Source organism: Shewanella profunda (genome assembly GCF_023283765.1).
Taxonomy (GTDB): domain Bacteria; phylum Pseudomonadota; class Gammaproteobacteria; order Enterobacterales; family Shewanellaceae; genus Shewanella; species Shewanella profunda.
In genome coordinates, this window is sequence record NZ_JAKILG010000040.1 from 1 (window position 1) to 24,261 (window position 24,261).

Consider the following 24,261-nt stretch of genomic DNA (forward strand, 5'->3'; position numbering starts at 1 on the left):
TTCAATCTGCTCAGGTGTCATGGGTGAGGCTTTCGGAGCAAGCCCTTGGCGCTCAACCTGAAGCTGTGTTACCCACTTACTAACCGTCGATTTACCCACGTTCATGGCTTTCGCCGCCGCTTCTTGTGTGTAACCTTGATCAACGACTAATTGAGCGGTTTCAAGCTTAATGGCGGCGCTATATCGTGCACGTTTACTTTTATTCATGTTGTCACCTAAATGGGTTATGAGTGAGATCATAACATTTCTTATTAGGTGGCCAAATTCACTATGCCACTACACTTTCACAAAATGCAATAGCCGATTATTGGCTGGCATGGCGGTATCTTGTTCGAGTGACAAACCTTGCCTGTAGGCAAGTTCACAAATCCATTCAATATCTCGGATCCCACTGGCGGGATCTCGTCGCTGTAAAAAATCATTAAAATCCCGATTGCTATCGCTGGTGAATTGGCCTCGATAGTTAAATGGCCCGTAAATACACAGGGTTTTGAGTTTGGGCAGATATTGACCAAGACCGATAAAAAACGCTTCCACCATGTTTTTACTCATAATATGCAGAGTATTGGCGGTAAAGACTGCATCAATATAAGGCGTTAGCTTATCTACGGGCCATGGCGTAGTTACATCAAGAGTGAGTGGTAAGCGGAGGTTTATATTTGAGAACAATCCTTCCTGCTCACATCTTGCTTTAATTCCTTCAAGATACTCTGCTTGATCGCTGGTTTGCCAAATAAGATGAGGTAGATTTGCGGCAAAATGCACCGCATGTTGCGCCGTGCCACTGCCGATTTCGAGCACATGTTTGGTTTGCGAAAACGCTTGTACTAATACCGCTAAAATCGGGGCTTTATTATTCTCACAGGCTTGGGAAAAGGGCAGTGATGGCATAGTAGGCTCTTTATTCTGAGTTTGTTTTTGGTTGATTTTTAAGCGTATTTTATCTGTAGGTTTAGCTATTAGCACTTTATGTTGTCAATTAAACAGCTTAAAGTCACCTTGTTTGGTCATTAGCCTAACCTAAGCAACGGTAAAGCGTAAGTGTTGATATCCCGTCTTGGTGGCTTTTTGAACTTACCGAAAAAGCATCGCGAGTTTGGGTTTTTACTGTTTTAGACTTTTATACCGCTTAACCCTGTTCTACGAGTTTTTCGGCAAGATAATCGACTAATACACGGATCTTGGCCGACAGATGACGGTTTTGTGGATAGAGCGCCCAAATGCCTTCTTTGGCTTCGCGGTGACCATCAAGGAAGGAGAGTAAATGTCCGGCTTGAATGTCTTCTTCAATATAATAATCAGGCAGTTGTACTATCCCTATGCCCTTTAGTGCCGCATCCCTTAAGGCGTAGCCGCTGTTGCAACTGAGATTGCCGCGCACTTTGATATTGCGCTCGCGGCCATTCTCCACAAAGCGCCAGTAATTATGATTACCGATCAAACAATTGTGCTGGCTAAGCTCAGATAAGGTATGGGGCTGACCGTACTTTTCCACATAACTGGGTGAGGCGGCAACATAGTGAGTGCGACTGCTAAGCGGTTTTGCCATTAAGCTCGAATCGGCGAGTTTTCCGAGGCGAATAGCTAGATCATATCCGCCTTCAATCAAGTCTAAGGTGCGATTGGTTAGGTCGACGCTAAACTCAACGCTTGGATATTGCACCATAAAATCATTGAGTAACGGCATGATAAATTTCTCGCCATAGGCCACGGGCGCCGTGAGCTTGACTAAGCCTTGGGGTGAGTCCTTTAGGTTTGAAATGGCGCGTTCGGCTTCTTCGAGCCCAGTTTGTAATTGGCGGCAATGGCGATAGTAAATAGTGCCTTCTTCGGTTAACGATACTTTGCGGGTGGTGCGGTAAAACAGTTTAGTGCCGAGGCGATTCTCTAGGGCGCTCACTTGGCGGCTAACGTGGGCGGTGGAGATATTCAGCCGCTGCGCCGCTAGGGTGAAACTTTCGGCCTCGGCCACCGCGACAAACTCAGAAATGCCATCCCAGAGATACATTGTTGTTGCTCAGTAAAAATGAATTGCTTGAATACTAGATTGTCTCTTGCTGAGAAACAAATACAATCTTACTATGCAGTAAAATCAGTGCAATGGGCGCAAGAGTATGCTTGGCCTGAGTCGAATCCATTACATAGCAATGACTTATTCATATTACCTACGAAGGGACGCTAACAATGTCGAACGAAAAACCGCAGTTTATTAAATCAAAGGCCGCCGTTGCATGGGGCCCAGGACAACCGCTTAAGATTGAAGAAGTGGATGTGATGTTACCTAAAGCGGGTGAAGTCCTAGTGCGCATTGTGGCTACAGGCGTGTGTCACACGGATGCGTTTACCCTGAGCGGTGACGATCCAGAAGGGGTATTCCCGGCGATTCTTGGCCATGAAGGCGGCGGTATCGTTGAGCAAGTGGGTGAGGGAGTGACGAGCGTGCAAGTGGGCGATCATGTGATCCCGCTTTATACCCCAGAGTGCGGCGAATGTAAGTTCTGCCTATCGGGCAAGACTAACCTGTGCCAAAAAATTCGTGCGACTCAAGGTAAGGGCTTAATGCCCGATGGCACAACGCGTTTTTACCTTGATGGTAAGCCTATTTTCCATTATATGGGCTGCTCGACGTTCTCTGAATATACCGTTTTACCTGAAATATCATTGGCTAAAGTCAATAAAAGCGCGCCGTTAGAAGAAATTTGTTTACTAGGTTGTGGTGTGACCACAGGTATGGGGGCTGTGATGAACACGGCCAAAGTGGAGGAAGGCGCAACCGTGGCGATTTTCGGCCTCGGCGGTATTGGTTTATCGGCGATCATTGGTGCGACTATGGCGAAAGCCAGCCGCATTATTGCCATCGATATCAATGAGTCTAAGTTCGAGTTAGCCAAAAAACTCGGCGCGACCGACTGCATCAACCCCAAATTGCTGGATAAGCCCATCCAAGAGGTGATCGTTGAAATGACCGATGGCGGCGTGGATTACTCCTTTGAGTGCATCGGCAATGTCAACGTGATGCGCAGCGCCTTAGAGTGTTGTCATAAGGGCTGGGGCGAGTCGGTTATTATCGGTGTTGCTGGTGCTGGACAAGAGATTTCAACCCGTCCATTCCAACTGGTGACTGGCCGAGTGTGGCGCGGTTCTGCCTTTGGCGGCGTGAAAGGGCGCTCAGAGTTACCACAGATTGTTGAGCGTTATTTAGCGGGTGAATTTAAGCTCGATGACTTTATCACCCATACTATGGGACTGGAGCAAATCAATGAAGCGTTCGAGCTAATGCACGAAGGTAAGAGTATCCGCAGCGTGATCCATTTTGATAAATAAGCGGTTTCGCACTTTAAACTGATGACGTTGAGCTTAAAAGGACTTGTATGACCATAGAAAATATCAGTTGTAACAAGAGTTTTGGCGGTTGGCATAAGCAATATCGCCATCAATCTCAGGCGTTAAGCTGTGAAATGCGCTTTGCAATTTATCTGCCGCCTGAGGCGGTGAATAAACCTGTTCCTGTGCTGTATTGGCTATCGGGGTTAACCTGCACCGATGAAAACTTTATGCAAAAGGCGGGCGCACAGCGTATGGCGGCGGCACTTGGGATGGCGATTGTTGCCCCTGATACCAGTCCTCGCGGCGATGATGTGCCCGATGCAGCGGATAAAGCCTACGATTTAGGTTTAGGTGCGGGGTTTTACCTCAATGCAACCAAGGCACCGTGGAATCGTCATTACAAAATGTACGATTATATCGTCCATGAATTACCCGCTTTGATTGAAGCGCATTTTCCCGTCACTACCCAGCGCGCGATATCCGGCCATTCTATGGGAGGGCATGGCGCTTTGGTCATTGGGCTGAGCCATCCCCACAGATACAGCTCGATTTCGGCCTTTAGTCCGATAGCAAACCCGAGCAATGCACCTTGGGGCATTAAAGCCTTTAGTGAGTATTTAGGCGAAAACCGTGAGCATTGGCGCCAGTATGATGCCTGCGAATTGCTCAAGCTCGCGATTGCTGAGGTGCCAGTGTTGATTGATCAAGGTGAAGCCGACAGCTTTTTAGACACCCAGTTAATGCCGCAGTCGCTGGTGGATATCGCTCAGGCTAAGGGCTATCCCTTAGATGTGCGCATGCAGCCGGGTTACGATCATAGCTACTACTTTATCGCGAGTTTTATTGAAGAACACCTTAAGTTCCATAGTCTGTATTTTAAGCCCTAAAGTTATTTAAAATATTGATATTAAAGGCGCAGTGATATTGGTTTATCACTGCGTTTTTTATTTAGTCAATTTGGTATTCCGGGTAGTTGAACTGTTTTGTGACATATCATGATTGATCTTGAATTAGGTTGAAAAAAACTTTTATCAACAGTAAGTTACTATTCAATACTCAGGATAGCTAAATACAGATTAAGGAGTTGTAATGAAGAGTGTGAAACTGGGCGTTTTAGCGGCACTGTTGATATTGGGCGGCTGTGCATCTTACACCACGCCGGGTGGCAGTGTGCAGTTGAGCTCATTGGCCGAATCGGATATCAATGTGCTTATGTCGAAGGAGCCTGCTGCGGCGTTTCCGGCCAATATTTCAGTGGCGCGTATTCAAGCTCCCGGTTATTTATCCTATCGACTAAGCAGTTTCGGTACGGGGCGTTATAGTGTGGTGACTACCCGCGAAGTGGAGACGGAAGCTGACTTTGCTCAACTAGCAAAAATGCCTAAAGTGGCAGGAATTGCACCGTTAAACCGGATCCTTTTACCCGAAAATTTAGACTCGATTAAATCCTTACGGGAAGCTGCTGCGAGGTTGAAAGCGGATATTTTGCTTATCTATACCTTCGATACATCCTTCCATGCGGGTGAACAACAATTTGCTCCGCTTAATGTGATTTCATTAGGTTTTTTAAAGAATAAAGAGATCAGTGTAACGACCACAGTTTCAGCTGCATTTTTTGATGTACGTACCGAATATCTGTATGGATTGGCCGAATCAACCGCTAAAGAAACGGGGAATACCAACGTATGGGGGACGTCGGATGCGGTAGATGATTTGCGGGTTATTACGGAAAAAGCTGCTTTTACCCAATTAATTCCTGAGATTGAAAAAACATGGGCGGGTATTGTTTCTCAGTATGCCCAGAAAAAATCTTAGTTGAACCTGAGTATTAAGGGATCATTTTATTGCGGGTGAAACTTATTGTGGGTGAAAATAAGGCCAATAAAAATGCCGCATCTCATTGGAGTGCGGCATTTTTTATTAAGCGTTTGAAACTATTAGCAGGAGTAAATTAACACTCAACAATGTTGACAGCTAAGCCGCCTTTAGCGGTTTCTTTGTATTTACTGCGCATATCTCTGCCGGTGTCCATCATGGTTTTGATCACTTTATCCAGTGAAACCTTATGGTTGCCGTCGCCACGCAGGGCCATACGAGAGGCGTTGATTGCTTTGATCGCGCCCATGGCATTACGTTCGATACAAGGCACTTGCACTAGGCCGCCTACTGGATCGCAGGTTAGCCCTAAGTTATGTTCCATGCCGATTTCGGCTGCGTTTTCAACGTGCTCAACCGTGCCGCCCATGATTTCTGTCAGAGCGCCAGCGGCCATAGAACAGGCTACGCCCACTTCACCTTGGCAACCGACTTCGGCACCCGAAATTGAGGCGTTTTTCTTATATAAAATACCAATCGCGGCGGCAGTTAACAGGTAACGGGCGCACACATCGATATCCACTTCTTGTACGAAGGTATCGTAATAACATAATACGGCAGGAATAATCCCCGCAGCTCCGTTAGTCGGCGCGGTAACAACACGATCACCGGCCGCATTTTGCTCGTTTACTGACAGGGCGAATAAATCGACCCAATCCATAGCCGTTAATGGATCGACATTGTTACGACCTTCGGCTTTTAAGCGACGATATAGGGCAGGGGCACGGCGACGTAGCTTTAAACCGCCGGGTAAAATACCTTCCTTCTGATAACCGCGCTCGATGCAGGTTTTCATGGTTTGCCAAATGTTCCACAGCTTGGCTTTGACTTCATCTTCAGTGGTTAAACTCAGCTCGTTCGCCATCATTAAAGAAGAAATACTAAAACCTTGTTCGCCGCACAATTCCAGTAACTGAGCCGCGCTGCCAAAATCGAAGGGGGCGGATTCAATTTGTGACGCAGGTGAAGCGTTACGCTGGCTGATTTCATCTTCATCTAGGATAAAGCCGCCACCCACCGAGTAGTAAGTACGTTCATATATGCATTTATCTTCGCTATAGGCGTATAGGGTCATGGCATTGGCGTGGGCTGGAAGCGTTTTGCGTCTGTGGTAAATGATGCCATTTTCACGGGTAAATTTAATGATTTTACCTGTGCTGAGGGTCAGCGTTTCGCTTTTGGACACATGTTCGAGAATGCCATCAATGCTGTCGGTGTCTACGGTTTCGGGATCTTCACCCATTAATCCTAAGATCACGGCTTTGCCTGTGCCATGGCCTTTACCTGTTTGCCCGAGGGAGCCAAAGAGTTCGGCTCTTAGCTCATCGATTTGGGTTATGAGTCCAGAATCAGCAAGGTTTTGCATGAAAATTTTGCCCGCTTTCATGGGGCCGACAGTATGTGAACTCGAAGGGCCAATGCCGATCTTGAACATGTCAAATACGCTAATCATGATTGAAGTCCTGTTGTGTCTCGATTTTTATTCTAGTCTGAATGCACTGGATTGCTCGCAGTATAAAGCCTGAAGCACGCTAGTCTTTCTTGCGCAGGTTCTGGCAAACTGCTCGCATCTTCCATGCGAAATCTGCTTGTGTAATACTCTTGCCATCAGTATCACATAGATTAGCGTGACAATTCACATTAGTTTTTTTGATTTAAAATACTTCGGATAAGCTGAGCTTAATCGTCAACGCGTGTTAGGCCATTTTATGGGCAGAATTATGGTTTTTTAAGGTGCTCGTACGGTGAATGGTTCGCTTTTTTGGGGTTTTATGTGAACCATGTAACCACTCTACACTGTGGTGATTTTTTGAGTATTAATGAATATTTTTAGGGATAAGTATGAGTTATTTGATGTTGGATTTGCTATCTGTAGATGTCAGTGAGGCAGAAGCTGAAATGTTACGCCATCCACAGGTGGGTGGCTTAATTCTATTTTCCCGCAATTTTTCCAGCCGTGAGCAGTTAATTTTATTGGTACAACAGATCCGCCAGATCCGCCCAGAAATTCTGATCGCGGTAGACCATGAAGGTGGCAGGGTACAGCGTTTTCGAGATGGATTTACCCTTATTCCTGCAATGGGGGATATTTTACCTGCAGCGAAAGGAGATATGACTCTAGCCAAGCGTTGGGCCAGTGAATTGGGTTTTTTAATGGCAATAGAACTGCTGGCCTGTGATATCGATTTAAGCTTTGCGCCTGTGCTCGATCTTAATGGTATTAGTGAAGTGATTGGTAAACGTAGCTTTAGTGCTGATCCTAGCGAGGTTATCGCACTGGCAGATAGTTTTATTGACGGGATGGTTCAGGCGGGAATGGGCGCAGTAGGTAAACATTTTCCCGGCCATGGCAGTGTGGCGGCCGATTCCCATATTGCCCAACCTATTGATGAGCGTGAAGCAGAGGCAATATTTGCTAAGGATATTTTGCCCTTTAAGCAATTGATTGCTAGGGGACAGTTGTCGGGCATTATGCCAGCTCATGTGATTTACCCTAAGGTAGATCCTAATCCAGCGGGATTCTCACACTATTGGCTTAAGCAAGTATTGCGTCAGGAGCTTGGCTTTAACGGGGTGATTTTCTCCGATGATTTAGGGATGAAGGGCGCTGCCTTTGCGGGTGATTACCGTGCCCGAGCTCAAGCGGCCCTCGATGCGGGTTGCGATATGATTTTAGTCTGCAATGATAATCCGGGCGTGATGTCGCTGCTGGATGGCTTTAGTTGGCCCGAAAATGCCCCGCAACACCCTGCTAGTTTATTGAAACCCAATGTAAACCAAATTTTGCAAGCACTAGAAAATCTGGCTCGTTGGGAAAATGCCAAACAGCTAGCAGAGCAAATTTGTTTAGCACAAAAGGTAAAAGTTTGATGTAGCGCAAGGTGTGAGATCACTCTTTTGCTAGGGTTAGTTAATTCACTGTTAAAAATGGTTCAAAGGTCTTGATATGATTTTTTATCTGCATGGATTTGATGCGACTAGCCCAGGTAATCATGAAAAAATGCGTCAGTTGCAATTTATTGACCCTGATGTGCGTTTGTTAAGTTACAGTACTTTGCATCCCAAGCACGATATGCAGCATTTGCTCAAAGAGGTTGCTAAACAAATGCAGCATACCGACGACCCCGCGCCTTTGATGGTGGGTGTTGGACTCGGTGCTTATTGGGCGGAACGAATTGGTTTTTTAAATGGCTTAAAGTCGGTGCTGATTAATCCGAACTTACATCCTGAAAACAATATGCAGGGCAAAATTGATCGCCCAGAAGAATATGCCGATATTGCGAGCAAGTGTGTTTCTGAATTTAGATTAAAGAACACTCACAGGGCGATGTGTATTTTTTCGGTGAACGATGAAGTTTTGGATTGTAAGGCAAACGCCCATGAGTTAAGTGAATATTATTCCATCGAATGGGATAATGTTCAGCCCCATAAGTTTCCCCAGTTGGCTACCTATCTACCTAGAATTAAAGCCTTTAAATTTTCCTAGCTATCCTGCCTTAACTGTTTTAATACGCTGAGTGCAATACTCGGCGTATTATTTTTCGCTAATATTTAACTCAAACGGTATATCATTCTTAATAATGAAACTTAATCAGCAAAAAGCATTAATTTCATAGGATAATTATGGTTTTATATTCTGCTGTCTTGAAAATAAATATATTTTGTGTAAAGTAGCGACCCGTACTTGTTTGTAACAAAATGATACAAACTTGAATGCTTAACTTGTCCATTTATGGACAACCCTTTGCGTATGTCGCCCGATACAGCTAACAGCAGTCTCGTTAGCTGTTTTTTTATTTTCCTTCCAAGTTTATTTCATTCAATAAATCCAAGACTTAGCTATAAGTTGTCGAAAATTACAGCTATGCTTAATCATTATCCCGTCGAAACTGGAGCGATTAATGAAGCGTGTAGTGATAACACTGTCGGGAAAAGTGCAGGGAGTCGGTTGTCGACATGCTACTTTAACTAAGGCCAGAGCATTAGGGGTAACGGGTTATGTCACAAACTGCTCTGACGGCAGCGTAGAAATCCTTGCCCAGGGAAGCGATAATGCGGTAGATAATTTAATTGCTTGGTGTGCTGTCGGAGTTCCCTGCACTGAGGGATTAAATGTGGTGGTTGGAGAAGACGAAGCCGATGATATTTACCTCGACTTTTCCATCGTCCAATCTTAGCCCTGTTTAATTGAATCACCGCCAATAAGATATATTAGTCGAAGGGGAGGCGTTTAAACCTTTTCGACTTCTACTATCAAAATAACCGTTCTTAAGCGTTGATCATCTAAGCCTATTTAAACTAAGCCAATATTAAAATAGACCGATATCAAACGCCGACACGCATAACGCCATCTATTGATCTTGCGCCGTCCATGGCGCAACGATTTCTTATTGAGATCGACTTACTGTGAGAAGTCGCTGCATAATTTTAGGTTATCCCTCAACGCTAAGATTAGTATTGCCCAACGGTTTGTAATGAACTGGCATCTTGTCCTTGCTGCGCGCTTGGCTGAGCCATTTTACGGATTTGGATCACCATACCCATTTCTGGGTGATCTAAATAATGGATTTCCTCACTTTTCACTCGGCGATTTTGTTCAAGTGGAATTGCCATCAAATAAGGTGTCATCACCTTAGGGGCTGTAAGTGAAGCAGACGTACTGACATTCGCATCGTCCGTAGGCGCAGGTAACATTTTTCTGCCTTCCTTACGTAAATTTAATGCAGTTTCGATATATAAATAATGGTTCAGATAGATATTTAATGTGCCATCAAGTTCCCATACTGGGGAAATTGTCGGTGCTGACACTGTGCTGCCATTGGTATTGGATATGGACTCATTGAGTGCCTGTTGCACAATTTTACGGCCATCGAAATGATAGGTTCCCGAAAAATCTTTACCCGCAAATAAACGGATAGGCACTGAGCCATTCTTAGTGCGCATCGGTTGCTGCCATGTCATATGCAATAGGCTGCGATTACCACGTTCCCTTGATAAACTATTAATAATACTTGAAAACTGACCTTGGCTCGTTGCCAGTAATATAGGTTCGCCTTTTAGGGAGGCGTAACTCGTATCATTGCTACCAATTTGCGCTGGCACAACGGAGGGATAACGATATTCCACTCTATCCGATACATTGGCTACGGGTTCTATGCCTGATGTGCCATCTGTGTTGAGGTTTTCAGCGCAGTGACTATTGGCCTCTGCATCAAATACTAAAGTACAAGGTGCCGACTCTGCGCCCATTGGCGTGATCGCTTGGCCGACAACGGGTGAGATTAAGTCTATGACTCTATTAGTGTTAGTGGCGATGGGAGTCGCTGGCCATTGCTCGGTTGATTGGCTTTTGCGTTCAAAGATATAAACTTCCACTTCAAACCAAGCCTCGGCTCGGGCTAATTGGCTATGTGATAGTGCAATGAGTGTAGCGATAGAGACCGCGAGTTGACGTAACACTATTTATCTCCAATACGATGTTGCGATAGTTGTTCAAGCAATAATTTTACTAAATCGAGTCTATCTTTGGCCGTTTCGGCACTTAGGCTGAACTTTAACTTATTCGGTCCTTCCATTCGATAGATTTGTGGCTGGCTTTGGAGTAATCCAATAATAAAACCTGGGTCGATCACATGATCATGACTAAATTCAATACTGCCGCCCTTGGTGTGCACTTCAATTTTAGTTGCACCTAGGCGAGTTGCCTGATGTTTATAGAGCGTCATTTCCATTAGGTTTTTGGTCGGCTCTGGCAGTAAGCCAAAGCGATCAATTAATTCGACTTTTAACTCATCGAGTGCCTCTTGGGTTTCGCAGCCTGCAATGCGTTTATATAAGGATAGGCGGATATTCACATCACTCACATAGGCCTCAGGCAATAGCGCTGGGATCCTCAGTTCGATTTCACATTGTTGATTGAGCATTTGCGCAAGCGATGGCTCTTTGCCTTGTTTAAGCGCTTTTACCGCCGACTCGAGCATCTCCATGTAAAGGCTAAAACCAATTTTGGAAATATGGCCGCTTTGCTCATCCCCGAGTAGTTCACCCGCACCGCGGATCTCTAAATCTTGGGTTGCGAGCATAAAACCTGCGCCAAGATCCTCTAGTGCATCAATGGCTTCGAGGCGTTTACGGGCATCACTCGTCATGCGTTTGGGGTGCGGCGTCATCAAATAAGCGTAGGCTTGATGGTGCGAGCGGCCCACACGACCACGCAATTGGTGTAATTGTGCCAGACCAAAGGTATCGGCGCGTTCAATAATAATGGTGTTTGCACTTGGTACGTCAATACCGGTTTCGATAATAGTGGTACAGACTAACACGTTGAATCTTTGATGATAAAAGTCTGACATTACACGCTCAAGATCCCGTTCACGCATTTGACCATGGGCGACGACAACGCGAGCCTCAGGCACTAAGTCGATAATCCCTTGGGCACATTTTTCAATGCTTTCGACATTGTTGTGCAGATAATAGACTTGGCCACCACGCAGAATTTCCCGCAGAATGGCTTCGCGCACTGTCGCGGGATCGGATTCGCGTACAAAGGTTTTTACTGCTAAGCGTTTAGCGGGTGGGGTGGCGATAATGGATAAATCACGCATGCCCGACATGGCCATATTTAAGGTTCGCGGAATGGGGGTTGCTGTTAGGGTTAAAATATCCACATTGGCCCGCAGCGCCTTAATTTTTTCTTTTTGGCGTACACCGAATCTGTGTTCTTCATCAATGATCAGTAAGCCGAGATTTTCAAATTTAGCTTCAGATTGCAGTAACTTATGGGTGCCGATAACGATATCGACTTTACCTTCTTCCAGCTGCTTGAGCACTTGGGTTTGTTCTTTTGCCGTTCTAAATCGCGACATAACCTCTGTGACAACGGGCCAATCAGCGAATCTATCCTTAAAGTTTTCATAGTGTTGTTGGGCAAGTAGTGTGGTGGGCACCAGTACGACCACTTGTTTACCTGCGTTGACGGCCACAAAGGCTGCGCGCATCGCGACTTCCGTTTTACCAAAGCCCACATCACCACACACGAGTCTGTCCATGGCCGTTGGAGAGCGCATGTCCGCTAAAACGGCATGGATAGCACTTTCTTGATCGACGGTTTCTTCAAAGGGGAAACCTTGGGCAAATTGGGCATATTCTTCTTCGTCAACCGCGCAACTTTCGCCGGGACGCGCCTGGCGACGGGCGTAAACATCGAGCAGTTCAGCCGCCACATCGCGAATTTTCTCTATAGCTTTGTTCTTGGCTTTGGCCCACGTCTCGTTGCCGAGCTTATTGAGGTGGGCGTCTTCATCGGCGCCAACACTGTAACGGCTGATCAGGTGTAAGTTCGATACGGGTACATAGAGTTTATCGCCACCGGCGTATTCTAATTGCAGGTATTCGGCAACTAAACCGCCCGTATCTAGGGTCACTAAGCCTTGGTATAGCGCTACACCGTGTTCGAGGTGCACTATGGGTTGGCCGACTTTCAGTTCGGCTAAGTTTTTAATCAGTGCATCATTGCTGATCTGGCGCTGTTTTTCCCGGCGCCGCTGCTGGGAGATACGGTGACCAAAAAGTTCTGTCTCACAAATAATGCTCACGGCATCTTTTGGACTGAGCTTAAGTAAACAGCCGCGTGACAGTGGCGAAACGATAAGCCCAAGTTTGGCATCACTTTGAATAAATTCATCAAAATGGCTGAATAATGCGGGCTTAAGTTGGATTTTACTTAAGAGTTCAAGCAGGGCTTCGCGCCGTCCTTCAGACTCGGCGCTAAATAGCATCCGCGGTGCATTTTGCGCGTAATCTTGTAATGCGAGTAATGGTTGTTTTAATTTGTGATTAGCACTGATATCGGGAAGTTGATTAGCATCGATAACCGTGGCTTTACCTGTCTCTACCGACTCGGTAGTGGGCGAAATAAACTGATAGCGTGGCAGTGGTTTAAATGCCGCAAATAGCTCTTCAATCAGTAAATACAGTTCTTTAGGCGCGAGCAGTGGCCGCAGTGGATCGACACGTCTGTCTTGGTAGCGGGTTTCGACTTCCTGCAAATGGGCTCGGGCGGATTTTTCAATATCCCCAAGGGTGACAAGTTGAGTCTCCTTGGGTAAGTAATCAAATAGGGTTGCGACTTCATCAAAAAACAGTGGCAGGTAGTTTTCAATCCCTGCGGGCATTTGATTACGACTCACCAATTGGTAAACCGATTCAGGCTCTTTGACTATCACTTCAAAACGGCGGCGGTATCTTTGCCTAAATCCTTCAATGGCGGCGCTGTCGGTCGGAAACTCCTTTGCCGGTAATAGGCGAATGGACTCAACAGGATGTAACGAACGCTGGGTTTCAGGGTCGAAATGGCGAATGGTTTCCACTTCATCATCGAATAGTTCGATGCGCAGCGGCATATTAACGCCCGTCGGGAAAATATCCAAAATCGAACCACGAATGGCAAACTCGCCATGTTCATACACTTGCTCCACCAAGTGGTAACCAGTATCGGTCAAATGTTGGCGTACATTGTGTAATTGATATCTATCGCCCTTTTTAAGTACAAAGACGTTGGCGCTCAAATAGGCTTTAGGTGGCAGGCGCATCATCAAAGTGGTGACGGGGACGATAACCACACTGTGTTCGGTTTGGGATATTTGTGACAGCGTTTCTAGGCGTTGAGAGATCAGATCCTGATGGGGCGAGAAACTGTCATAGGGTAAGGTCTCACGATCTGGGAATAGCCGAACCTTGATATCACATTTACCGAGTAAATAGGTGAGCTCTAACTCTAAGCTTAAGGCGCTAGGCGTGTCGCTGGTGACAAGCAGTGTTGTCCCTGGATGTTGGCGCACTAAGCTGGCGAGTGTGACCGCTTGGCAAACACCACCGAGTGCGGATAGGGTTTGCATTTGAGTACCATTTTTGACGACTGGTGGCGTTAGGGCTGAAAAGTGAGTCATTGGCGTGGAATATAAACTGATTCATTCACAAAGAGTTGCAGACATTGTAGAGACTTGCAGGCGCAGGTGCCAGTGAAAAGTCAGCCATTATTGGTTTCCATCTCTGGTAAGTTTACGCAGTTTCAGTTGTTTTTGTTGTACGTTAAGGCTGGCTTTTACCAATTGTTCAATATCGGATTCAAGAATTTGGCTAAATTCAAGATCGATAAAATATTGCTCGGTAGTGGGATCGCCATCGTTTTGAACCCTTGTATCAGGGTTACTTGCGACTACCTTCGCGAAACACAAAATGGCAACCAATTCATCGTGGATAAATAGGGTCGTTTTATACTGGGTGCCAAGGGGGAGTGGGCTGGCGCTTATCAGCCGAATACTGCTACCACCAAATTGACACCCCTGGAATTTATCGCCTTCTTGGGTTTCTTTTTCTAGTACATGCTGGAGTACTAAATCGACCTTGCGGGATTGTAGTTTGAGAAAGTCGACAACTGCCTTGGCTTCATTATCTAAATGACGAAGTTGCAGTAGACAATTTGCCTCGAGTTCTTTGACTTCACTGAGTAGCTGTATCCCCAGGGATTGCATTGATCTTAATGCTATTTCACTTGGCAACGGCTGATTTTGTGGCCATGCACTTAGGTAAGCGGTGAAGGGGTGAGGCACACTAAAATACGGATTGGAGTCAGTGAACAAGGCTTGCCTCTTTATTTATAGGACCTAAACCCCTATTATCGTGCCCATCTTCATGATTTAGCAAGTTCAGCACACAGGACGCAGCCCTCTTTCAATGAATCTAGGATTTCCTTTCTACGTTGGTTACCGTTATTGGCGGGCCAGAAAAGCAAACGCGTTTGCATCGTTTATTACTTTATTTGCGGTTTCGGGCATTTTTTTAGGCGTAGCGGCCTTAATTGTGGTCAGCTCTGTGATGAATGGTCTCGAAGGCCAACTTAAACAACGCATCCTTGGCGCAGTGCCGCAGCTCACGGTTTATGCCAGTGCGCCCTTAAACGATTGGACTGAACAGGCTAATGCGCTTAAGGCTTTGCCCGGTGTGCAAGGTGTCACACCCAGTGTTTCAACCCAAGCTATGGTGCAATCGGCGGCTAATATTCGCGCAGTGCAAGTGTTTGGGGTATTTCCCGAGCTTGCCGCAAAGCTTTCGGTTATTGCACAGCACACCTATTCAGGTGCATTTGATGAACTAATCAGTGGTCAATATAAGGTCATTTTGGGTTCCGAGTTGGCGCGCCAACTTAAAGTGAATCCAGGTGATACGGTTCGATTATTAAGTGGTGATGGGGTGGTGTATTCGCCCTTTGGACCAGTACCTAGCCAACGTAAGTTTTTGGTTTCTGGCATATTTGAAATGGGCTCTCAAGTCGATGCGGGTGTTGCTTATATTCACTATCAAGATGCCAAGCGATTAATGCGCCAGCCTAGCGAAGCAATCGATCAACTTAGGCTTTATCTTGATGATCCCTTTAGCGCACCCGCGTTAGCGCCTAAGGTGCAAGATATCTTACTCAAACAAAATATCGAGGCAACAACCAGCGATTGGCGCGATACCTACGGGCACTTATTTGGCGCAGTGAAAATGGAAAAAAACATGATGTCACTGATGCTCAGTCTGATTGTTGCCGTGGCAGCCTTTAACATTGTTTCTGCATTAGTGATGATGGTGGTGGATAAAACCACGGATGTGGCGGTACTGAAAACCCAAGGTCTAACTACACCCGCTGTTATGGGCATATTTGTTGTGCAAGGTTCGCTCAACGCCATATTAGGTTTAGTGCTGGGTTTAGGGGCTGGCATTCTCCTGACACTCAATTTAAATGGCATTATGTCTACCCTTGGCATTTCTATTTTAGGGACGGGGCAAGTGTTACCCGTCAAACTTGAATTGATGCAACTGTCCGTTATCGTGATTGGCACTTTACTCGTGACGTTACTCGCGACGTTATATCCGGCGTTGCGTGCCGCCAGAGTGCAACCTGCCACGGCACTAAGGTATGAATAATCGAAAGTTGATACGAATAATCGAGTGTTGGCTTAGTTAAATGGCCGAACCTATACCAAGCATTTTATAGAGAGAACCTCAATGCAAGACGTGTTACTGCAAGTGCAGAGTGTCAGTAAGAGTTACCATGATGGCGCGGTGACTACGCAAGTGTTGTCCAATGTGGATCTGCAGGTGTTTAAGGGCGAGCAGTTGGCGATTGTCGGTAGCTCTGGTTCAGGTAAGAGCACCTTATTGCATATTATGGGCACATTAGATGAGCCAACAGCGGGTAAAGTCTTGCTGTTAGGCGAAGATTTATATCAAGTATCCAGTGCTCGCCAAGCGCAGATCCGCAATCAAGATTTAGGCTTTATTTATCAATTTCACCATTTATTGCCTGAATTTACCGCGCTAGAAAATGTGGCAATGCCCGCATTTATTCAAGGGAAAGATCGTAAGCAAGCGATTGCCGATGCAAAACTTCTGCTCGAGCGGGTCGGGCTTGGTCACCGCATAACGCATATTCCCGCCGAATTATCGGGCGGCGAACGTCAACGAGTAGCCATTGCGCGGGCGTTAATCAATCAACCTAAATTGGTGCTCGCCGATGAACCAACGGGCAATCTTGATGCAAATAGTGGTGATGCCGTATATGAGCTTATTCGCGAGTTAGCGAACCAACTCGGTACTGCCTTTGTGGTGGTGACCCATGATCATAAATTAGCCGCTCGCATGGATAGACAATTGATGATGAAAAACGGTTACTTGCAAGTCGCGGTGGAAACCCAAGTATGAAAGGACCGTTAGCCCTATCTATCGGCTGGCGTTTTTACCGTGCCCGCCAATCAAACAGTTTTATTAGCTTTATCTCCTTTGCATCCACCGCAGGCATTGCCTTGGGCGTTGCGGTACTGATCGTGGTGTTGTCGGCCATGAATGGTTTTGAACGTGAGCTTGAGCAACGACTCCTTGGCGTTATCCCTCAAGCCGATATTGTTGGTGTTAACGAACCTATTGTCGATTGGCAGATCGTTGCACAGGGTGCCCTGCAAATTGAAGGTATTCGCGGTGCGGCACCCTTTATTCGCATGCAAGGATTAGTGCAAAAGCCTGGCGGTTTTCAAGGATTATCCGTGGTTGGGATAGCGCCTGAAGAAGAGGCTAAAGTGTCCACATTAGCCCAGTTTATGACTGATGAGAGCTGGCAGAGTCTCGCGCAGGATGACAATCATATTGTTCTTGGCAAAAGTTTACTGAAAAAGTTAGGGCTTGAGATTGGCGATACGCTGGCGTTATACGTGCAGGATATGGACCCCGAAAATGCGGGCAGTCTACGTGCAGCGAAGAGTCATCGTTTTGTGGTATCGGGCGTTTATGCCTTGGGTGGTGAGCTTGAACTGACTACGGCTTATATCCCAATGCGTTATGCTGCGCAGATCCTTAATCTGCATAGTGGCGTGACTGGGGTGCGGATCAGTGTCGATCAACTATTTGATGCGCCAGCCAAAGTCCGTGAACTTGGCTATGCGCAAAAACAATCGGTTTATATTAGTGATTGGACACGAACCCAAGGGCATTTATATCAAGATATTCAACTGGTTCGCACCGTGATGTACTTGGTATTAGTGTTGGTGATTGGTGTCGCCTGTTTTAATATTGTCTCAACCCTTGTGATGGCGGTACGGGATAAGGCCTCTGAAATTGCGATTTTAATGACCATGGGCCTGAGTCGCTTAAGCATAATGGGCATTTTTATGGTGCAGGGCGCCCTTAATGGACTATTAGGCTGCGGTTTAGGGGGAATTATCGGTATTAGCGTTGCACTTAATTTAAGTGGGATTGCCAGTACCATTGAGCAGCTATTGGGTATTGAGCTTTTATCGGCTGATGTGTATTTTGTTGACTTTTTACCATCAGAGTTACATGCCACGGATGCCATCTTGGTGATTACTATGGCATTTGTGATGAGTCTGATAGCAACGCTGTATCCTGCATGGAAGGCCAGTCAAATTGGACCTGCGCAAGCATTAGCGGGTAGGTAGTGGGCAGATTGGCTGGATTGAGAGCAAACAAAAAGCCAGTGATATCTTTAAGATATCACTGGCTTTTTTTAATGAGTTTTGCGAGTAAATTAACGCTTTAAACCTTCGTTCAATAAAGGACGCATGATTTTCACTAATTCTGTAGTCACTTTAGGTGAGCCAGCAACGATATTACCCGAAACCAAATAGTTATGGTTACCCGTAAAATCAGTCACAGTACCGCCAGCTTCGCGGCAAATTAAGTCGCCCGCAGCAATATCCCAAGGCTTTAAACCAATTTCGAAGAAACCATCTAAACGACCTGCACCAACATAGGCTAAATCTAATGCGGCAGAACCTGCGCGACGTAAGTCAGCACATTGGCCGAAAACTTCGCCGAAAATTGCCATATAGGTTTCGGTGTGTTGACGAGACTTGAATGGAAAACCAGTACCAATCATGGTTGGCGCTAATTCATTCACGTTAGTGACGCGGATACGGAAATCATTGAGTTTGGCGCCTTTACCACGGATAGCGGTAAAGAGTTCTTCGCGAACAGGATCATAAACGACGGCAACTTCAGTTTTACCTTTGTGTTGCAGTGCGATAGAAACCGCGAAGTGGGGAATGCCTCTAATAAAGTTATTAGTACCATCCAGAGGATCGACTATCCAAACATAGTCTTTGTTATCACCACGGTTTTCGCCGTTCTCTTCACCCACAATAGTGTGGTCTGGGTAAGATTTACGAATTTGATACGTAATAGCCGCTTCTGCTTCCTTGTCTACACTGGTAACAAAATCATTGATACCTTTAGCACTGACTTCAACACGGTCAAGTTCAGTATAGGCGCGCATAATAGTTTGGCCGGCCGCGCGGGCAGCGCGTACAGCAATCGTCAGCATCGGATGCATTGCAATCCCCTGGATGTTAAAGAACGTTAAAATAGCGGGCGGCATTATACTCGATTTGATTGTTATATCAAATACCGATTTTCATATAAGCATTCGGGCGCGGCTGTGATAATATTCGCCCCCAGTGTTTTATGAATTAAATTAAGTTGTTTCATGCTAAGTAATATTCGTGTGGTTTTAGTGGGGACATCGCACCCCGGCAATATAGGTTCCACCGCCAGAGCGATGAAAACAATGGGCCTATCTACGCTATATCTTGCCGAACCCCGTGCAGAACCCGATGGTCAATCCATAGCGCTCGCTGCGGGTGCTTCTGATATTTTGAAACACCTAGTTAAAGTTGACTCACTGGCCGAGGCGATTGCCGATTGCAGTCTCGTCATTGCCACCAGTGCGCGCAGTCGAACCTTAGATTGGCCTATGCTTGAACCACGAGAAGCAGGGCAGAAACTGGTCACTGAAAGTTTAACCGGTCCAGTCGCCATTGTTTTTGGCCGTGAAAACCATGGCTTAAGTAATGAAGAGTTACAACAATGTACTTACCATGTGGCGATCCCTGCAAATCCTGAGTACAGTTCGCTTAACCTCGCTCAAGCTGTACAGATTATTTGTTATGAAACCCGCGTTGCACACTTAGCTGGAGTTGGATCAGCACAAGAGCCGACAGAATATCCGCTGGCTGCCGATCAAGAGCGCTTTTTTGTACATCTTGAAAATACTTTATTTTCTACGGGCTTTATTATTAAAAATCATCCGGGACAAGTGATGACAAAACTGCGCCGTTTATTCAGCCGTGCACGGATTGAAAGTCAGGAAATGAATATCCTTAGAGGGATCCTGACCTCTATCGATAAAGTGGTTAGTAATAAACAAAAATAGTTAACCCTAATAAATAGTCAAAAATAATCGCGAAGGACAAACAATGGGCGTGATAGCTAGGCTAAAAGAAGATATTGAATCTATTTATCATCGTGATCCAGCGGCGCGCAGTGCCTTTGAGATCTTGGTTAACTATCCGGGGATGCACGCTATTTGGTTGCACCGGATAAGCCATAAATTATGGAAGCGTGATTGGCGCTTAACTGCACGTTGTTTATCGACTTTTTCCCGTTGGTTGACAGGTGTGGAGATCCATCCCGGTGCGACAATTGGGCATCGTTTTTTCATTGACCACGGCATGGGCGTGGTGATTGGTGAAACCGCTGAGATTGGTGATGATTGCACCTTGTACCATGGCGTAACCTTAGGGGGCACGACTTGGCAAGCAGGGAAACGTCACCCAACCTTAGCCAATAACGTGGTGGTGGGCGCGGGCGCTAAGATCCTTGGCCCCATCACTATGCATGATGGCGCCCGCGTGGGTTCTAATTCTGTTGTGGTTAAAGATGTGCCTAAGGATACTACTGTCGTAGGTATTCCTGGGCGCGTTGTCGCAAGCCCTTCACCGCAATCGAAAGAGAAATCTGAACGCCGTAGTGCCATGGCAAAGAAATACGGTTTCGATGCCTATGCAGTTTCACCTGATAATCCCGATCCCGTTGCTAATGCCATTGGGCAAATGCTGGATCATATGCATTTGATGGATTCAAAAGTGCAAGAGTTGTGTCAAGCCATTCAAGGGCTTGGTGGCGATGTTTGCACTGAAAAACTGCCTGAGCTTGATATGGGTGAGTTTAATGATGCAGAAAAAGCAGCGGCGGATAAACGTCAAAGTACATTAGATGAGTTTGATCCTAGCATTTAAGCCTATTGATTATTGTTGATTGAGTTAACGATGAGTTGACTCGTTTACTGAGAAGAAGCTCTGGGTTTTGAACAAATGAACAGATTAGGGAATAGTTTTATATTTCACTCTCTTTGTGGTGTTTTGGAATAAGCAATCAGGTTTATCGCTTACGATAGTGCTTTAGATCTCGATCTAGGTCTATTAAGGCTTATTTATTGCGGTTCTGGCATTGAATCTTCAGAGATAAAAAGGTTAAATACCCCACCAAGACGACAGGGTATTGGTTTGCTATATCAGACTATACCTGAGTAATTTAGTAGGACTTATACTTGACTAAATTACTCGGGTATGTTGAAATAACTCCCATATCTGTTCGGGAGCTATGCTAGCTATGAAACTTACATCTAAAGGTCGTTATGCAGTAACCGCTATGCTGGATGTGGCAATCCACTCAGCATCGGGGCCAGTTCCCTTAGCGGATATCTCTGAAAGACAAGGGATTTCGCTTTCTTATTTGGAACAACTCTTCGCTAAGTTAAGAAAACATGGCTTAGTTGCCAGTGTTCGTGGTCCGGGTGGTGGTTATCGCTTAGGGCTAGAAGCCACCGATATTTCAGTCGGCATGGTCGTTCATGCCGTAGATGAGTCCGTTGATGCGACTCGTTGTCAAGGATTAGGCAATTGTCAGAGTGGAACTCGCTGCTTAACGCACTCGCTTTGGGGTGATCTAAGCAAACAAATTTCAGATTTTTTAGATGGTATAAGCCTTGCCGGCTTGATGCAGAAGCGTGATGTGCAATTTATTTCGCTTAAGCAAGACACTATGCAAAAGGAACAAAGAGTCATTTTATAGGCTCCTTGTTATACACAAAAATTATATTGTACGTTGTATGTAGCCTCGGCAGAGACTGCTAAGTACGGAGTGTGTTATGAAGCTTCCTATCTATTTAGATTATGCCGCCACCACGCCTGTCGATCCGAGAGTCGCGGAAAAGATGTTCCAATATATGACTATGGACGGCATCTTTGGCAACCCAGCCTCTCGTTCACATCGCTACGGCTGGCAAGCTGAAGAAGCGGTGGATATTGCTCGCAATCAAGTGGCTGATTTGATCAATGCCGATCACCGTGAAATCGTGTTTACCTCTGGTGCAACTGAGTCAAATAACTTAGCCATTAAGGGTGTTGCTCATTTCTATAACAAGAAAGGCAAGCACATTATCACCAGCAAAACCGAACACAAAGCTGTACTCGATACCTGCCGTCAACTTGAACGTGAAGGTTTTGAAGTCACTTATTTAGAGCCTGCATCTAACGGCATCATTCCGATGGAACGTTTAGAAGCCGCCATGCGTGACGACACTATTCTTGTTAGCATCATGCATGTGAACAACGAAATTGGTGTGATCCACGATATCAATGCAATCGGTGAGCTATGCCGTTCAAAGGGCATTATTTTCCATATGGATGCGGCACAAAGTGCAGGCAAACTGCCTATCGATGTGCAAGCTACTAAAGTGGATCTTATCTCAATTTCTGGTCATAAAATGTATGGCCCTAAAGGAATTGGTGCGCTTTATGTTCGCCGTAAACCACGCATTCGCTTAGAAGCGCAAATGCACGGTGGTGGTCATGAACGCGGTATGCGTAGCGGTACGTTACCGACGCATCAAATCGTAGGTTTAGGTGAAGCTGCTGCAATTGCAAAAGCGGAAATGGCCTCTGATAACGCTCGTATTGGTGCTTTACGTGACAAATTATGGAATGGCATCAAGCACATTGAAGAAACTTATATCAATGGCGATGCGATTGACCGTGTCAGCGGTAGCCTCAATGTCAGCTTCAACTATGTTGAAGGTGAGTCTTTGATGATGGCTTTAAAAGATTTAGCGGTTTCATCGGGTTCGGCTTGTACTTCAGCCAGCCTTGAGCCGAGCTACGTATTACGTGCGCTTGGCTTAAATGATGAAATGGCACATAGCTCGATTCGTTTCTCAATTGGCCGTTTCACAACGGAAGAAGAAATCGATCATGCTATCGAAACTATTACACAATCTATTGATAAATTAAGAGAAATGTCCCCGTTATGGGAAATGTTTAAAGATGGTATCGACCTGAACCAAGTTCAGTGGGCACATCATTAGTTCTGACACTTACAATAGATAATTTTGGAGTAATACCATGGCTTACAGTGAAAAAGTGATAGATCATTATGAGAACCCACGCAACGTTGGTTCTTTTGATAAAAACGATCCTTCAGTCGTCACCGGTATGGTGGGTGCACCAGCATGCGGTGACGTGATGAAGTTACAGCTTAAAATTGGTGCTGACGGCATTATCGAAGATGCAAAGTTCAAAACCTACGGTTGCGGTAGTGCAATTGCATCTAGCTCACTGGTAACTGAGTGGGTTAAAGGTAAAACGATTGAACAAGCAGCGGCGATTAAAAACACCGATATTGCTGAAGAGCTCGCGTTACCTCCAGTGAAAATTCACTGTTCAATTTTGGCAGAAGATGCCATTAAAGCTGCTATTGATGAGTATAAATCGAAACAAGCTCAGTAGCTTCTGGAGTTAAGATGGCGATTACAATGACCCCAGCGGCAACAGAACGTGTCAGATCTTTCTTGGCAAATCGAGGCAAAGGCGTTGGCCTGCGCCTTGGGTTAAGAACCTCTGGCTGTTCTGGCATGGCTTATGTACTTGAGTTTGTTGATGCTTTGAATGATGACGATGAAGTGTTTGATATCGATGGTGTAAAAATCATTATTGATGCTAAGAGCTTTATTTATCTTCAGGGGATCGAGCTGGATTTTGTTAAAGAAGGGCTTAATGAAGGCTTCCAATTTAACAATCCTAACGCAAAAGGTGAGTGTGGTTGCGGTGAGAGTTTCACTGTTTAAGCACTAAAGTTGACCCATGAATTATTTCGAGCTGTTTAAATTTTCTCCTGCCTTCGATATAGACACCGCTGTGCTTGCAGAACGCTATCGCGAACTGCAACGGGCGGTGCATCCCGATAAGTTTGCCAATGATACTGAGCAGCAAAAGTTGCTATCGGTGCAACGTACTGCACAAGTGAATGACGGTTATCAAACTTTAAAAGATCCCATTCGCCGCGCTGAACATATGTTGTCACTGCGAGGTATTGACCTAAGCCATGAAACGACCACTGTCAAAGATACCGTCTTTTTGATGCAGCAAATGGAATGGCGCGAGGCCTTAGAAGATATTCGTCATAGCACCGACCATCAAGATAGTATTGACGAGCTGTATCAATCATTTGCCGAGTATCGTGCCGAACTCACTCACACTTTGACTCAGCTGCTTAGTAGCGGCAAAGATGAAGATGGTTTGTTAGCGGCAGATCAAGTACGCAAGCTCAAATTTATGGCAAAATTGCACGACGAACTGACAAGAATTGAAGACGCTCTGTTAGATTAATTTT

At 45.7% G+C, this 24,261-nt stretch carries 24 protein-coding genes; 16 read left to right on the forward strand and 8 right to left on the reverse strand.

Going from position 1 to position 24,261, the window contains the following annotated elements:
* The 3 genes from L2744_RS16350 to L2744_RS16360 all read right to left on the reverse strand — a co-directional run.
* A partial coding sequence (locus tag L2744_RS16350) for a transposase (protein WP_248992927.1) occupies positions 1-207 on the reverse strand: 207 nt, incomplete at its 3' end.
* A gap of 69 nt (positions 208-276) precedes the next feature.
* Positions 277-891 (reverse strand): DUF938 domain-containing protein, encoded by a 615-nt coding sequence (locus L2744_RS16355; protein ID WP_248992928.1) that lies wholly within the window; start codon positions 889-891, stop codon positions 277-279.
* Between the two features lie 238 nt (positions 892-1,129).
* A complete protein-coding gene (locus L2744_RS16360) occupies positions 1,130-2,008 on the reverse strand; it encodes a LysR family transcriptional regulator (RefSeq protein ID WP_248992929.1) in 879 nt (292 codons plus the stop codon).
* Positions 2,009-2,184: 176 nt separating this feature from the next.
* Between L2744_RS16360 and L2744_RS16365 the strand changes: the two genes are divergently transcribed.
* From L2744_RS16365 to L2744_RS16375, 3 genes are all read left to right on the forward strand, one after another.
* Positions 2,185-3,324 carry an S-(hydroxymethyl)glutathione dehydrogenase/class III alcohol dehydrogenase gene (locus L2744_RS16365; RefSeq protein WP_173496847.1) on the forward strand — a complete coding sequence of 380 codons (1,140 nt, stop codon included), beginning with the start codon at positions 2,185-2,187 and terminating at the stop codon, positions 3,322-3,324.
* Positions 3,325-3,371: 47 nt separating this feature from the next.
* Entirely contained in the window at positions 3,372-4,214 is an 843-nt protein-coding gene (fghA, locus tag L2744_RS16370) for an S-formylglutathione hydrolase (RefSeq protein ID WP_248992930.1), read from the forward strand.
* A gap of 202 nt (positions 4,215-4,416) precedes the next feature.
* Positions 4,417-5,142 carry a hypothetical protein gene (locus tag L2744_RS16375; protein WP_248992931.1) on the forward strand — a complete coding sequence of 242 codons (726 nt, stop codon included), beginning with the start codon at positions 4,417-4,419 and terminating at the stop codon, positions 5,140-5,142.
* 136 nt (positions 5,143-5,278) lie between these two features.
* Here L2744_RS16375 and L2744_RS16380 read toward each other — a convergent pair whose 3' ends face one another.
* The gene (locus L2744_RS16380) at positions 5,279-6,655 is read right to left on the reverse strand and encodes an L-serine ammonia-lyase (protein ID WP_248992932.1); all 1,377 of its coding nucleotides are present in this window, start codon (positions 6,653-6,655) and stop codon (positions 5,279-5,281) included.
* Positions 6,656-7,044: 389 nt separating this feature from the next.
* Between L2744_RS16380 and nagZ the strand changes: the two genes are divergently transcribed.
* From nagZ to L2744_RS16395, 3 genes are all read left to right on the forward strand, one after another.
* Positions 7,045-8,073 (forward strand): beta-N-acetylhexosaminidase, encoded by a 1,029-nt coding sequence (gene nagZ / locus L2744_RS16385; RefSeq protein WP_248992933.1) that lies wholly within the window; start codon positions 7,045-7,047, stop codon positions 8,071-8,073.
* Positions 8,074-8,149: 76 nt separating this feature from the next.
* A complete protein-coding gene (gene ycfP, locus L2744_RS16390) occupies positions 8,150-8,689 on the forward strand; it encodes an alpha/beta hydrolase YcfP (RefSeq protein ID WP_248992934.1) in 540 nt (179 codons plus the stop codon).
* A 415-nt stretch (positions 8,690-9,104) separates the two neighbouring features.
* Positions 9,105-9,380: an acylphosphatase gene (locus L2744_RS16395; protein ID WP_248992935.1), complete on the forward strand. Its 276-nt coding sequence runs from the start codon at positions 9,105-9,107 to the stop codon at positions 9,378-9,380.
* A 274-nt stretch (positions 9,381-9,654) separates the two neighbouring features.
* Here L2744_RS16395 and L2744_RS16400 read toward each other — a convergent pair whose 3' ends face one another.
* The 3 genes from L2744_RS16400 to L2744_RS16410 all read right to left on the reverse strand — a co-directional run bounded on the left by L2744_RS16400 (position 9,655) and on the right by L2744_RS16410 (position 14,843).
* Positions 9,655-10,662 (reverse strand): peptidoglycan binding protein CsiV, encoded by a 1,008-nt coding sequence (locus L2744_RS16400; protein ID WP_248992936.1) that lies wholly within the window; start codon positions 10,660-10,662, stop codon positions 9,655-9,657.
* Complete coding sequence (mfd, locus tag L2744_RS16405) at positions 10,662-14,150, reverse strand: transcription-repair coupling factor (protein WP_248992937.1); 3,489 nt, start codon at positions 14,148-14,150, stop codon at positions 10,662-10,664. The genes L2744_RS16400 and mfd overlap by 1 nt, the downstream gene beginning before the upstream one ends.
* Positions 14,151-14,237: 87 nt before the next feature.
* On the reverse strand, positions 14,238-14,843 hold the full coding sequence (locus L2744_RS16410; RefSeq protein WP_248992938.1) for a hypothetical protein: 606 nt from the start codon (positions 14,841-14,843) through the stop codon (positions 14,238-14,240).
* A 94-nt stretch (positions 14,844-14,937) separates the two neighbouring features.
* Here L2744_RS16410 and L2744_RS16415 point away from each other — a divergent pair, with 94 nt between their 5' ends.
* From L2744_RS16415 to lolE, 3 genes are all read left to right on the forward strand, one after another.
* Entirely contained in the window at positions 14,938-16,170 is a 1,233-nt protein-coding gene (locus L2744_RS16415; RefSeq protein WP_248992939.1) for a lipoprotein-releasing ABC transporter permease subunit, read from the forward strand.
* Positions 16,171-16,251: 81 nt separating this feature from the next.
* Positions 16,252-16,947: a lipoprotein-releasing ABC transporter ATP-binding protein LolD gene (gene lolD / locus L2744_RS16420; protein WP_248992940.1), complete on the forward strand. Its 696-nt coding sequence runs from the start codon at positions 16,252-16,254 to the stop codon at positions 16,945-16,947.
* Positions 16,944-18,194, forward strand: a complete 1,251-nt coding sequence (gene lolE, locus L2744_RS16425; RefSeq protein WP_248992941.1) for a lipoprotein-releasing ABC transporter permease subunit LolE — start codon at positions 16,944-16,946, stop codon at positions 18,192-18,194. The genes lolD and lolE overlap by 4 nt, the downstream gene beginning before the upstream one ends.
* Positions 18,195-18,283: 89 nt before the next feature.
* Here the strand turns inward: lolE and suhB are convergent, their stop codons facing one another.
* Positions 18,284-19,087: an inositol-1-monophosphatase gene (gene suhB, locus L2744_RS16430; RefSeq protein WP_248992942.1), complete on the reverse strand. Its 804-nt coding sequence runs from the start codon at positions 19,085-19,087 to the stop codon at positions 18,284-18,286.
* A 153-nt stretch (positions 19,088-19,240) separates the two neighbouring features.
* On the opposite strand from suhB, the gene trmJ reads away from it, so the two are divergent.
* From trmJ to hscB, 7 genes are all read left to right on the forward strand, one after another.
* Positions 19,241-19,966, forward strand: a complete 726-nt coding sequence (trmJ, locus tag L2744_RS16435) for a tRNA (cytosine(32)/uridine(32)-2'-O)-methyltransferase TrmJ (protein ID WP_248992943.1) — start codon at positions 19,241-19,243, stop codon at positions 19,964-19,966.
* A gap of 43 nt (positions 19,967-20,009) precedes the next feature.
* Positions 20,010-20,831, forward strand: coding sequence for a serine O-acetyltransferase (gene cysE, locus L2744_RS16440; protein WP_248992944.1), 822 nt, complete (start codon positions 20,010-20,012; stop codon positions 20,829-20,831).
* A gap of 373 nt (positions 20,832-21,204) precedes the next feature.
* Entirely contained in the window at positions 21,205-21,666 is a 462-nt protein-coding gene (iscR, locus tag L2744_RS16445; protein ID WP_248992945.1) for a Fe-S cluster assembly transcriptional regulator IscR, read from the forward strand.
* 76 nt (positions 21,667-21,742) lie between these two features.
* Positions 21,743-22,957 (forward strand): IscS subfamily cysteine desulfurase, encoded by a 1,215-nt coding sequence (locus L2744_RS16450; protein ID WP_248992946.1) that lies wholly within the window; start codon positions 21,743-21,745, stop codon positions 22,955-22,957.
* A gap of 37 nt (positions 22,958-22,994) precedes the next feature.
* The gene (iscU, locus tag L2744_RS16455; protein WP_248992947.1) at positions 22,995-23,378 is read left to right on the forward strand and encodes a Fe-S cluster assembly scaffold IscU; all 384 of its coding nucleotides are present in this window, start codon (positions 22,995-22,997) and stop codon (positions 23,376-23,378) included.
* Between the two features lie 14 nt (positions 23,379-23,392).
* Positions 23,393-23,716, forward strand: a complete 324-nt coding sequence (gene iscA, locus L2744_RS16460) for an iron-sulfur cluster assembly protein IscA (RefSeq protein WP_248992948.1) — start codon at positions 23,393-23,395, stop codon at positions 23,714-23,716.
* Positions 23,717-23,732: 16 nt separating this feature from the next.
* The gene (hscB, locus tag L2744_RS16465) at positions 23,733-24,257 is read left to right on the forward strand and encodes a co-chaperone HscB (RefSeq protein ID WP_248992949.1); all 525 of its coding nucleotides are present in this window, start codon (positions 23,733-23,735) and stop codon (positions 24,255-24,257) included.
* Positions 24,258-24,261 lie beyond the last annotated feature (4 nt).